We start from the raw sequence: 12,183 nt of genomic DNA, 5'->3' as shown, positions 1-12,183 counted from the left end.
CCAATACACAAATAAACTCAAACATGAGACTTTCACTAAAAATAATCACCAAAAACTTTATCAATATTGGCTGTCGGGGTATTAGAGTTTCACCAGAGCTAGAAAGAATAGGAAGTGATGATTTTTTTGAGCAGATTTAAGCAATTATTAATCCTTGGGTATAACTGTTCACTGGTAACGGATAACTGTTAATCTGGGATTTGTGACAATTTATCTGAGTTATTTCGCCTGAAAAAAAAGAATCTGCTCGGACTTCGTAAATTAATTTATTGGGAGTTAACTATGGAACGCACTTTTATTATGATTAAACCCGATGGGGTACAACGCAACCTAGCAGGGGAAGTTATTAAACGTTTTGAAACCAAAGGCTTTACCCTTGTGGGAATGAAATTTATGGCAGTACCCCGTGAACTAGCAGAAAAACATTACGATGTACATAAAGAACGACCCTTTTTTAGCAGCCTGGTTGATTTTATTACCTCCTCTCCTGTAGTAGCAATGGTATGGGAAGGCGAGGGTGTAGTTTCTGGCGCAAGAACACTCATTGGTGCAACCAACCCTTTAACTGCTGCACCTGGTACAATTCGCGGTGATTTTGGCATTAGTATTGGTCGTAACCTCATTCATGGTTCCGATGCCATTGAAACTGCTAAAACTGAAATTGCTCTTTGGTTCGGAGAGGATGAATTAGTAAGTTGGCAACCTGCTGCTAGTTCCTGGTTATACGAATGATTAAGTATTTGATTTTAAAATAGCAATTTTAGGGGCAAGCTATGCTTTGCCCTTTTAATATGTGTGAAATAATATGTGTGAAAGCTCTTAGCCACTAGCTAATACTAATACTAGTACCAAATTGAAAAAAGAATTGACACATCTTATCAGGGTGAACAGTAGTTTGCACTTACATAACAATCATCTGTTGCAAGCATTATTTGACTTGGTATAAGCATTTCTCCCTAAAAATTTGCTTGACATCACAAATAAAAAAGAACCATAATAATAGTTTGTGTAAACTGTAACTTTAATAAACCTTTGGCTAACGTTATCGTTATCGGAGCCCAATGGGGTGACGAAGGAAAAGGCAAGATAACCGATTTACTGAGTCGCTCGGCGGACGTAGTGGTACGCTCTCAAGGTGGAGTTAATGCAGGTCATACAGTTGTCGTTGATGGACAAACTTTTAAACTGCATTTGATTCCTTCTGGTATTTTATATCCAGATAAAGAATGTATCATCGGTTCGGGAACAGTCATCGATCCTCAAGTAGTGATCGAAGAAATCGAGCAATTAAAAGCACTCAAAGTTTCGGTTGATAATCTCAAAATTTCCCAAACTGCTCATGTAACTATGCCCTATCATCGCTCGATAGATCGGGCATCAGAAGAGCGAAGAGGAAACTATAAAATCGGGACAACAGGGCGAGGAATTGGCCCTACTTATGCTGATAAATCGGAAAGGACGGGAATTAGAGTTTTAGATTTAATGGACTCCACTCGTCTGAGAGAGAAACTAGAATGGACAATCAATTATAAAAACGTAATTTTAGAAAAACTATATAATTTACCTCCTTTAGATTCAGAGGAAGTAATCACAGAGTATCTGGAATACGCAGAATATTTACGTCCCCATGTAATAGATAGCTCTCTCAAGGTATACCAAGCGGTACAAGAGAAAAAAAATATTCTCTTTGAAGGAGCGCAAGGTACATTACTCGACTTAGATCACGGTACGTATCCTTATGTAACTTCTTCTAACCCCATAGCGGGAGGTGCTTGTGTTGGTGCAGGTATTGGTCCCACAATTATCGATCGCGTTATTGGAGTTGCCAAAGCTTATACTACCCGTGTTGGAGAAGGACCTTTTCCTACAGAATTAGTTGGAGAAATTGGAGAAATTCTCGGTAATCGCGGTGCAGAATTTGGCACCACTACTGGTCGCCGTCGTCGCTGTGGTTGGTTTGATGCGGTGATTGGTCGTTATGCAGTACGCATTAATGGTTTAGACTGTTTAGCCATCACCAAATTAGATGTTTTAGACACTTTAGAAGAAATCAAAGTCTGTGTGGCTTATGAAATTGATGGTAAAATGTGTCATCATTTTCCGAGCAATGTAGGAGAATTTGCCCACTGCAAATCAGTGTATAAAACATTACCTGGTTGGCAACAAGATACCACCGATTGTCAGACATTAGAAGACTTACCATCAGAAGCATTAAACTATTTAAAGTTTCTTGCAGAATTAATGGAAGTTCCCATTGCAATCGTCTCTCTCGGCCCTAGTCGCGACCAAACTATTATTGTCGAAGACCCCATTCACGGACCCAAAAGAGCTTTGCTAGACGCAAATGGTGCGCCTGTTACCAGCAATTAGTGATTTCCTTTTATAGCCAAAAGCGCGGAAAGTTTTTTAACTTAACTTTTGCAGACTTTCCCCAAATTTTTTGTTGTTAAATTTATACCATTTATTTTCTTAACTACTGAGTAAATAACTATGACTATTACTGTTGAATGCAAAACTAGACCAGAAGGAAGCAAACCCAAAGCCTTACGTCGTGAAGGTTTAATTCCTGCTGCTTTATACGGACATAAAGGAGCAGAATCCGTTTCTCTAACTATGCCAGCTAAAGAAGCCCAAATGTTACTGAGAAAAGCAGCAGTCAATAATACTTTGGTCGATCTCAATATTTCTGATATTTCTTGGAGTGGCAAAGCATTAATTAGAGAAGTACAAGCTCATCCTTGGAAAAGAACTCTCTATCATCTCAGCTTTTTCTGTGTTCCAGAAGGTCAAACTACTAACTTAGTTGTACCTCTCGAAATCACGGGAGAATCAGTAGGGATCAAAGAAGGCGGAATTTTAGAGCAGAATATTACCGAATTGAATATTAGTTGTACTCCGAAAAATATTCCTCAGTCTATTGAAATTAATATTTCTAGTTTTGGTATTGGTACTAATCTCAGCGTAGGCGATCTAGTCTTACCAGAAGGCGTAACTGTTTTAGATGATTCTGAGCAAACTGTATTTTCTATTGTTGCTCCTGCGAAAATGGCTACTGAAACTAGTGCAGAAGAAGAAGAAACTATAGTACAAACAGAAGCAGACGCTTAATAGTTATCAGTTATCTTCTTAAAGCTAATAGCTCGCTTGCTAATAGCTCACTTGCTAATAGCTTTGTACTTGACGGGAGGAAATGAGGGAAGACCCCGCGTCGCCGTAAGGCGCAAGGGAATGCTTCCCGATGCTTCTGGTTAAGAAGCTGTCTTACAACAGTCCTCTGGGTCGGGAAACCCTCCTGCAAGGCTGTTGCGCTATTCCACAGCGAGTGTTGACGGCTCTTCCAACAATCACGCTACTGAGTTCAAGACGATTACGCCTTTGCGTTGTCTACAATCGAGTAGGTCGTCTACCCTGTTTGATTGGCAATCGCGCTTATAGCAATCGCGCTTATAGCTAGGAGCTTCGCTCCTTTATTAGTTATTAGTTATTAGTTATTAGTTACTAGTTATTAGTTATCAGCATAAAAAATAGTGTATTTACTGCTTTGAATCTCTATTTATTTTTTTTTGTTTCTTAGAATCAATTAGAAAAATCTTGTATCGAACTTGCACTAACCGATGATTAGTAACTGGTAAAATTTTTGATAGGTAGGTCAACCTAATTATTCGTAGTATAGGTAGATAGATCGCTTGACCTATCTATTGTTTAGGGCTTTTGAGTTTCATTTTTCTTAGACGTGAAAGGTGCTTCGGAGGAGAAGAGCCAAGACACGGCAATGCACTAAACATAATGTCTTAATGTGTATGTGTAATTTTGCATTACTAAGGAGTTGGCATCGCCTACCCGTTATTGTCTTTAGAAGAGAGCGATAACTATTGAGGTAGTTAAAATAGCTCACTATATCTAACCTTACGAATTGTTTGGGGTAAAACTCCTACCAACAAAGCAAAGGCTTCATCTGGTAATTGGGCTACTGTATCTGTATCAAACCAATGTTCAAACTGATTGAGTATTACCCTGGCTCGTTCTGTAGGTACAGGATTATCTGTAATTTGTTTGGTGAGTTTGACCCATTGTCTCCGCATTTTATAAGCTTGTCTTCGCTGTTCGGAAGTTTGAGGAACCATTAAAGACAGTTTTCCCACAGCAGTTACAGCCAGAGCATTGGCATCAAATTGACCTCCGACAATAGCACCAGGACCCACAAATTCGGCGTGATATTTCTTATAGACTATTAAACCATTTTTGCGACGAGGGTTGACGACTAAAAGTTTTTGCGATTGTATTTGTTTTAAAATGTCGTCAAACTGAGAATCCATGACCGAGTTAACTCTATATGGTGCAATTAATGTACCCTGAATCGTAACATTTTAATTGTCTTACTACGATCTTAATTCAATTAGAAAATATTTTTTTCCGTAAAAGTAAGCGGTAAGAGTTGGATTTCAAAAATCCATTCCAATGAGTTTCTTTTTTAATTATTTGATAACCAATATTAAGATAAAGTTGTTTAGCAGAATGATTATGGCTTAGTACGTGAAGTTCAATGGTATCATAACCCCAACTACGAGCTATTTGTTCGCATTTGGTCAAGAGTTGTCTGGCAACCCCCTGACGACGATAGGCATTTTTAACAGCTAAATTAGAGATATAAGGGTATTGAGGCTCTGAAGACCAAAAAGAAGCTTTTAAAGCAATTTCGACTGTTCCCGCAATTGGGTATTTATTGCGATCGCCATTGGTAGTTGCGACTAAACATCGATACAGCGCAGAATTAGAGCGCAAACGATAACGTAAATCTTCACCAACAGTAAACTGTAGTAAGGGATACAACCAGCTTAGAATACCCGAATAGTCATAGAAACTGGAAACGATGGTTTCTGCAAGTTCTGAGACATCTGAGATTTTAGCATTCCGAATCAAAGGTTGTTTTTGAGGTGTGGTATGACAATGGTTCGTCGAGGAGAAAGGCATTAAGCAAGACAGATTGCAAGATTGTCCCAATTATTGTAATTCTTTATTTTCCATGATGCATTTTTATGTTGTGTCTGGGAACAATAGAAAAAGTTGTAGTCACCAGTGAAGCTTGTAATGCCAAAAGTTTTGTGGGAACAATTTAATAATTTGTCTCATAAGACGGTTTGCCAAAACATCGTGGACACTATTGGTAGGGTGTTTAGCGTCGATCTGGCTATTTTACTCACAATTAATCCTTTAAACCAAGAACGACAACATTTTATTACGTATAAATCGGCAGAAATTTTTAGCAGTAAGGATTACGAGTTTTTTAAACAAATTGCTCTAGATACAGAGAGTGTTTTAGTAGTCAACGATATCAATACAGATCGCCAGTGGCAAGAAAAATATCAGTCTAATTTTACTCACCATCAAGGAAAAGTATGTTCTGTTTTGGCAGTCCCTTTAACTTGTCAACATAATTTCCAAGCTTACATCAGCTTATATTCTTGTCAAAAGCCTCGAATCTGGCAACAAGAAGATGTGGGATTAGCGATGATGATGGCTGCTCAAGCAGGGTTAGCAATTTCTCAAACCTATGCTTACGAAGATATGAAAGCTTTGGCTCAAAGAGAAGTAACTTTGAATCGAATTACGGCGGTGATTCGCTCTAGTTTAGAACCCCAAGCTATTTATAATGCCATTGTGACCGAATTAGGAACAACTTTAGAGGTAGATGGTTGCTCCTTGTCTCTTTGGACAAAAAACGATCGCTATATGCTCTGTGTGGGGCTATATAAATCTGATGAAAGTCTCATTATTCCTCAAGAAACTAAAAATTGGCAACGATCTACTATTTCGTTAGTACCTATTGCTGATAATCCTTTATTGCAGAGGTTAATTAAAGATCGAGAGCCTGTTTGTTTATCTGATTTACAACAAGAGCAAGATTTGGCGAGATTCGATCTTCCTTGGCGTTCTCAGTCAAGAGCTTTATTAATCGTACCTTTAATCTTTGATGGAGAGATTATGGGTAGTATTACTCTACGAGAAACCAATAATTCTCGCCATTGGCGCAGTTCCGAAATTGAATTAGCTAAAGCTGTAGCTTCTCAAGCAGCGATCGCTGTAAACCAATCAAGACTTTACGAAACGAGCAGAAGACAGGCTATTCAGCTACAAGTAAGCGAAAACAAAGTTAAAGAACTGAATAATTATCTTACAGAATCGATTTTAAAACGTTTTTTACCAGAAGTAATCGCCAACCAAGCAGCGACAGGAATGCTTACTTTAGATTTAAGCCCAGAACCCCATTTAATTACAGTCTTGTTTTGTGATTTAGTAGGCTTTACAAAACTATCTAGCCAATTAGAAGTCGATATCTTGTCGGAGTTACTTAATGAGTATTTAGAAGCGATGACTCAGGCGATATTTGACCATTCAGGAACAGTTGATAAATTTGTGGGAGATGGTGTAATGGCTCTTTTTGGTGCGCCAGAAGAATTACCTCTTTGCCAACAAGCTCGAAGAGCGATCGCTACTGCTAAGACTATGCAACATTATTTATTACCGATCAATCGCAAATGGCGAGCCAAAGGAGTTTGGCAAGCAGGAGAAATTGCCGATCTACAATTACGTTGTGGTATTCACCAGGGTAGAGCAGTAGTCGGGATGTTTGGCGGTAAGCAACGCAAAGACTATACTGCGATCGGCAAAGTAGTTAATATTGCTGCTAGACTGCAACAGATTGCCAGCCCCAACAGTATTCTTTTGTCGGAAACAGTGTTTAATTGCCTAGAAAAAGCAGATAGAAAAGAGACTAAAGCACAATACGTCAAATTAAAAGGTATAAAGCCAGATTTTTGCTGTTATTCTTTATCAATGGTCGATTCTTAAAGATCGCTGATTACTCATAGATACTCGTGCCAAATAAACTCGTGTCTTTGAGACAAATAGGTTTTGGGTGCAAAGGAATAGCAGTGAGACTCTGGGGATGTTCTATCGGAATCGCCAACGCTCATGCCTGAGAGAAGAAAAAAGAGAACTATCAAAAATAGACAAATAAATTTGCTTACTTAGCCCAATTTTGCGGATTACCAATCGACTCTAAAATCAATCTTAAATTGCAAGTATTTGGTTGCAATACTCTGGACAGTTTTTTGCCGACAACGAAAAATAAGGGTTCTAGCCACCTCAACTCGCTCTATCTATGACGTAAAGTCAAGGCTTTCAAGCTCTAGATTAAACATTTCCCGAACCATTATGGTTAACAAAAAACTTCTTTACAGTATTAAATTTGCTAGCTTCATTATATGATAATATAGTAATATAGCTAATAACTAGAAGCTTTATTTACAAACTGTTTGAGTTATCAGCAATATAGTAATCGTGTCATTTTTACAAGATGTCGTCGTATTGTCACGTCTACAATTCGCTCTAACTGCCATCTTTCATATGTTGTGGCCTGTTTTAACTACAGGAATGGCTATTTATTTGATAGTCGTAGAGGGCTTATGGCTAAAAACGAAAAACCCAGACTATTACTATCACGCTCGCTTTTGGTCAAAACTTTATGTACTTAACTTTGGCATTGGAGTCGCTTCAGGAATCCCCATGGAGTTTCAATTTGGAACTAATTGGGCTCCTTTTTCCCAAGCAGTAGGCGACTTTTTTGGGAGTGTTTTAGGCTTTGAAGCTTCTATGGCATTTATGCTAGAGGCGGGTTTTTTAGGCATCATGCTTTTTGGTTGGGAATGAGTACCGCCTGTGATGCACTATTTAGCGACTATTATGGTAGCTCTAGGTGCAAATCTCTCTATTTTCTGGATTTTAAGCGCGAATTCTTGGTTACAGACCCCTGCAGGAGGAGAATTTGTTCAAGGGAATTTCATCGTTAGCGATTATTTCCAGGCTATTTTTAATCCCTTCATGGTTAATAGCGTGTTGCATATGTTCTTTGCCACTTTGGAAACTTCTTTGTTTGTCATTGGTGGTATCAGTGCTTGGTATATTCTGCAAAAACGCCATCAGAAATTTTTTGCTTTATCACTGAAAATTGTTTTGGCAGTTGCGATCGCTGTTACTCCCCTACAACTCTACATCGGACATTTAAGCGGAGAACAAGTTTATCACCATCAACCCACCAAATTAGCTGCAATGGAAGCCCAATGGAAAACCATTCCCGCAGGAGAATCCCCTTCTTGGAGTGCGATCGCTATTCCCAATGACAAAGCAGAGCAAAATAACTGGGAAATAAGTATTCCTGGGCTATTAAGCTATATTCTCGAAATTAAACCCAAATTATCTGAACCAGTCTTGGGCTTAAAAGAATATGCACCAGAAGATCGCCCTCACCAAATTGGTTTAATCTATTATGCCTTTAGAATTATGATTGCGATCGGCTTTTTATTGGCTGGTTTGATGGCAATCACTGTTTTACAATGGCTCAGAGGCAAACTATCTTCAGAAAACATTACCCAACAATCTTGGTTACTTAAAGCTTGGTTATTTTCTGCTCCTCTGGGTTACATTGCTGTCGAATCAGGCTGGATTGTGCGGTGTGTCGGTAGACAACCCTGGACTGTATACGGAGAAATTCGCACTGTAGATACAGTGTCTCAATTACCTGCTAGCAACGTTTTAACCTCCTTAACTACTTTTGCGATTGTTTACAGCATTTTGTTTATTTCTGCTCTTTACTTCGGTAGCAGAATCATCAAAGAAGGGCCTAATTTTGGCTTACCAATCCCAGAACAAGAAGCTAAAGCAACACCGGCAAAACACATTCCTGATAGTCGCCCTGTTACCAGTGAATAGTGAACAGTGATTGTTCTTTTAAGGAACAAAGAAAAAGGAAAAATGAACAATAGATTCACGAGTAATAAGTAATAAGTAACGAGTAACTCGTCATTACCTCTGAGGAGAAGGAGCGAGGATTCAATTATTGAATTATATTTCTCTATTTTCGCGCCATAAATGGCAGGAGGCTTTAAACCACTTATTACTTATTACTTTAGCCCGAAGGGCGTGGTAACAGATAGCAAGTTTTTTAAGTGATAAATACTAACTATCTACTAGCCACTAACAACAAGCAAAAAGCAACAAGCAACGAGCAACTAACCACTAACCACCAACCACCAACTATCTCGATCCCGCTTGACGGGACTAACAAACTCATGGAATCTTTAGAATATTTTTTACCCCAGGTGTGGTTTACGATCTTGGCATTATTCTTATTTTTGTATGTCATGCTTGATGGCTTTGATTTAGGTGTGGGAATTCTTTCGATTACCTCTTCGACTGAAGAAAGAAGAGGGATGCTAATGACAAGCCTGAATAATGTCTGGGATGCCAATGAAACTTGGCTAGTACTCATGGGAGGTGCTTTGTTTGGGGCTTTTCCCTTAGCTTATGGCACAATTCTCCAAGCTTTGTATATTCCAGTCATGGTAATGATCTTTGGCTTAATTTTTCGTGCAGTAGCTTTTGAATTTAGAGAACACGCTAACAATAAAATATTTTGGAATTTAGCCTTTGCTGGCGGGAGTTTTGCTGCTGCTTTAGGACAAGGTTTTGCATTAGGTGCTATCTTACAAGGAATTGCCGTAGATGAAGCTGGTCAATTTATTGGTGGTACTTGGGATTGGCTGACATTGCGATCGCTCCTTACTGCCCTGACTCTAATTCAAGGCTATGTTTTGATTGGCTCTACCTATCTCATCATGAAAACAGAAGGAGAGCTACAAAATACCCATTATCTGACAGCAAAAATTTCTGCGGTGACAACTTTTATTGGTGCAGTTTATCTGACTATTACTACACCTATTTTTTATGAAAGTGCTAGAACTCGTTTATTTAGTGAGCCTTTAGTGTTCATTTTTGCTTTTATTCCCTTGTTAGGTACTTTAATTATTAGTTTACTTTGGAGAAGTATTACTTTAAAAAAAGAAAGACAGCCTTTTGTCTGGACTTTATTGTTATTCTTTTTATCTTTCTTTGGTTTAGGCTTAGTTGTTTTTCCTTATATTATACCCACAGAAATCACTATTTATCAAGCTGCTGCCAGTCCTAGCTCTTTAGTCTTCATGATTATTTTTATTGGGTTTTTAATTCCAATTATGCTGGCATATAATATTTATCAATATGTTGTCTTTAGAGGTAAAGTTGTCAGTGCTAGTGAAAATGAATATTAATCTGAGTGATACTATTTCCTAGTGAGTAATTACAATTCAGCAACTAATTATTTATGGCAAGTTATTTGATTACAGGGGCAAATCGAGGTATTGGTTTAGAATATTGCCGTCAACTTAAAAGTCGTGGCGATGAGGTTATTGCCTTATGCCGTAATGCTTCTCAAGAATTAAAAGAGTTAGATATTACAATTCAAGAAGGTATTGATATCACTTCTGATGAATCAGTTACCGCTTTGGCAAAAACTCTAAGTAACCAAAAAATTGATGTTTTAATTAATAATGCAGGTATTTTAAAGCGCGTTACTCTCGACAATTTAGATTTTGATAGTATCAAACAACAATTTGAAGTTAATGCTCTAGGAGCTTTACGGATTACTAAAGCTTTACTACCTAATTTAACTAAGGGTTCAAAAGTTATTCTTATGACCAGCCGTATGGGTTCTATTGAAGATAACACCTCTGGTAGTTCCTATGGTTATCGAATGTCTAAAGTTGCCCTTTCTATGGCAGGGAAATCATTATCTCACGATTTGAAATCTCAAGGGATTGCTGTGGCAATTCTCCATCCTGGTTTAGTGCAAACACGCATGACTAACTTTAATCAATCGGGTATTACGCCCCAACAATCAGTAACAGGATTACTTCAGCGAATCGAGGAATTAAATTTAGACAATACTGGTAATTTTTGGCATTCTAATGGGGAAATTTTGCCCTGGTAAGAAGTCAGAAATCAAAAATCATCTTAATCGTGTTCTGTTGGCAAGACAAAAATGTTAAGAAATGTTAAAAATGCATAAAACTCAGAGATTCTACCTAAGTAATTATTGGAGAGTTTAGGTTTGAAAGAGCTACCACTACATACCCATCTTGTAGGTGGCTCTTTTTTTTCTTCTGAGAGAAACTCCAAGTGCGATCGCTAAGTTCCTTACTGAAGGCGAGATTCCACAGTGCCAATGAATGCAGATCGGCAATTGCGATCTAATCCTCAAAATTGTTGATTACTCCTTATTCATTTCTGATTACATATTCCTTGAGATAAAATGAGAGGCTACGTAAACTGTTAGCTGTGAAGATGAGTTTAAACTGGATTAGTCGCGCCGATCGCTTAAGTGCTTTACCACCCTACGTATTTGCCCGTCTCGATGAACTGAAAGCCCGTGCCAGAGAACAAGGGCTAGACTTAATTGATTTAGGAATGGGAAATCCTGATGGGGCTGCACCTCAACCCGTTATTGAAGCAGCGATCGCTGCTCTAGCCAATCCCAAAAACCACGGTTATCCCCCCTTTGAAGGCACTGCAACTTTCCGTTCAGCCATTACCGATTGGTACGAGCGTTGTTATAACGTCAAATTAGACCCAGACAGCGAAGCTTTACCTTTAATCGGTTCTAAAGAAGGTTTGGGTCATTTAGCATTAGCTTACGTCAATCCTGGTGATGTGGTTTTAGTTCCCTCTCCTTCTTATCCTGCCCATTTTCGAGGTCCTTTAATTGCGGGGGGTGTGATACACAACATCAATTTAACAGCAGAACAAAATTGGTTGATTGACTTCAGCAGTATTCCTGAAAAAGCAGCCCAACAAGCCAAAATTCTTTACTTTAACTATCCCAACAATCCTACTACCGCCACCGCACCAAGAGAATTTTTTGAAGAAGCAGTTGCTTTTGCCCGTCACTATGAAATCATGCTAGTTCACGATCTTTGTTATGCCGAATTAGCTTTTGATAATTATCAACCTACTAGCTTGCTAGAAATTCCTGGCGCAAAAGAAATTGGGGTAGAATTTCACACTCTCTCTAAAACCTACAATATGGCAGGTTGGCGTGTAGGCTTTGTAGTCGGTAACTCTGATATTATTCAAGGTTTACGAACCCTTAAAACCAACTTAGATTACGGTATTTTTGCCACCATTCAAAAAGCAGCCGAAACCGCCCTCCACTTACCCGATAAATACATCCAAGAAGTACAAACACGTTATAGCACCAGAAGAGATTTTCTGATTAAAGGTTTAGCCGAATTAGGCTGGAAAATCCCCCCC

At 38.5% G+C, this 12,183-nt stretch carries 9 protein-coding genes and 1 pseudogene; 8 read left to right on the top strand and 2 right to left on the bottom strand.

The window, feature by feature from the left end:
* Positions 1-282: 282 nt before the first annotated feature.
* From ndk to H1P_RS24650, 3 genes are all read left to right on the top strand, one after another.
* Positions 283-732: a nucleoside-diphosphate kinase gene (gene ndk / locus H1P_RS24660; RefSeq protein WP_144872324.1), complete on the top strand. Its 450-nt coding sequence runs from the start codon at positions 283-285 to the stop codon at positions 730-732.
* A gap of 300 nt (positions 733-1,032) precedes the next feature.
* Positions 1,033-2,370: an adenylosuccinate synthase gene (locus H1P_RS24655; RefSeq protein WP_144872322.1), complete on the top strand. Its 1,338-nt coding sequence runs from the start codon at positions 1,033-1,035 to the stop codon at positions 2,368-2,370.
* A 120-nt stretch (positions 2,371-2,490) separates the two neighbouring features.
* Positions 2,491-3,108 carry a 50S ribosomal protein L25/general stress protein Ctc gene (locus H1P_RS24650; RefSeq protein WP_144872320.1) on the top strand — a complete coding sequence of 206 codons (618 nt, stop codon included), beginning with the start codon at positions 2,491-2,493 and terminating at the stop codon, positions 3,106-3,108.
* A 773-nt stretch (positions 3,109-3,881) separates the two neighbouring features.
* Here H1P_RS24650 and H1P_RS24645 read toward each other — a convergent pair.
* Complete coding sequence (locus H1P_RS24645; RefSeq protein ID WP_144872318.1) at positions 3,882-4,316, bottom strand: low molecular weight phosphatase family protein; 435 nt, start codon at positions 4,314-4,316, stop codon at positions 3,882-3,884.
* 76 nt (positions 4,317-4,392) lie between these two features.
* Positions 4,393-4,971: a GNAT family N-acetyltransferase gene (locus H1P_RS24640; RefSeq protein WP_144872316.1), complete on the bottom strand. Its 579-nt coding sequence runs from the start codon at positions 4,969-4,971 to the stop codon at positions 4,393-4,395.
* Positions 4,972-5,088: 117 nt separating this feature from the next.
* Here H1P_RS24640 and H1P_RS24635 point away from each other — a divergent pair, with 117 nt between their 5' ends.
* From H1P_RS24635 to H1P_RS24615, 5 genes and pseudogenes are all read left to right on the top strand, one after another.
* A complete protein-coding gene (locus H1P_RS24635; RefSeq protein WP_144872314.1) occupies positions 5,089-6,849 on the top strand; it encodes a GAF domain-containing protein in 1,761 nt (586 codons plus the stop codon).
* A 492-nt stretch (positions 6,850-7,341) separates the two neighbouring features.
* A pseudogene (locus tag H1P_RS24630) lies at positions 7,342-8,769 on the top strand (cytochrome ubiquinol oxidase subunit I).
* A 359-nt stretch (positions 8,770-9,128) separates the two neighbouring features.
* On the top strand, positions 9,129-10,145 hold the full coding sequence (cydB, locus tag H1P_RS24625) for a cytochrome d ubiquinol oxidase subunit II (RefSeq protein ID WP_144872326.1): 1,017 nt from the start codon (positions 9,129-9,131) through the stop codon (positions 10,143-10,145).
* Positions 10,146-10,198: 53 nt separating this feature from the next.
* On the top strand, positions 10,199-10,864 hold the full coding sequence (locus tag H1P_RS24620; RefSeq protein ID WP_144872312.1) for an SDR family oxidoreductase: 666 nt from the start codon (positions 10,199-10,201) through the stop codon (positions 10,862-10,864).
* Between the two features lie 353 nt (positions 10,865-11,217).
* A partial coding sequence (locus H1P_RS24615) for an aspartate aminotransferase (protein ID WP_144872310.1) occupies positions 11,218-12,183 on the top strand: 966 nt, incomplete at its 3' end.

The organism is Hyella patelloides LEGE 07179 (genome assembly GCF_900659865.1).
Lineage (GTDB): Bacteria > Cyanobacteriota > Cyanobacteriia > Cyanobacteriales > Xenococcaceae > Hyella > Hyella patelloides.
The sequence above is the reverse complement of the archived record's forward strand: the minus strand, read 5'-3'. Positions and strand labels throughout refer to the sequence as shown.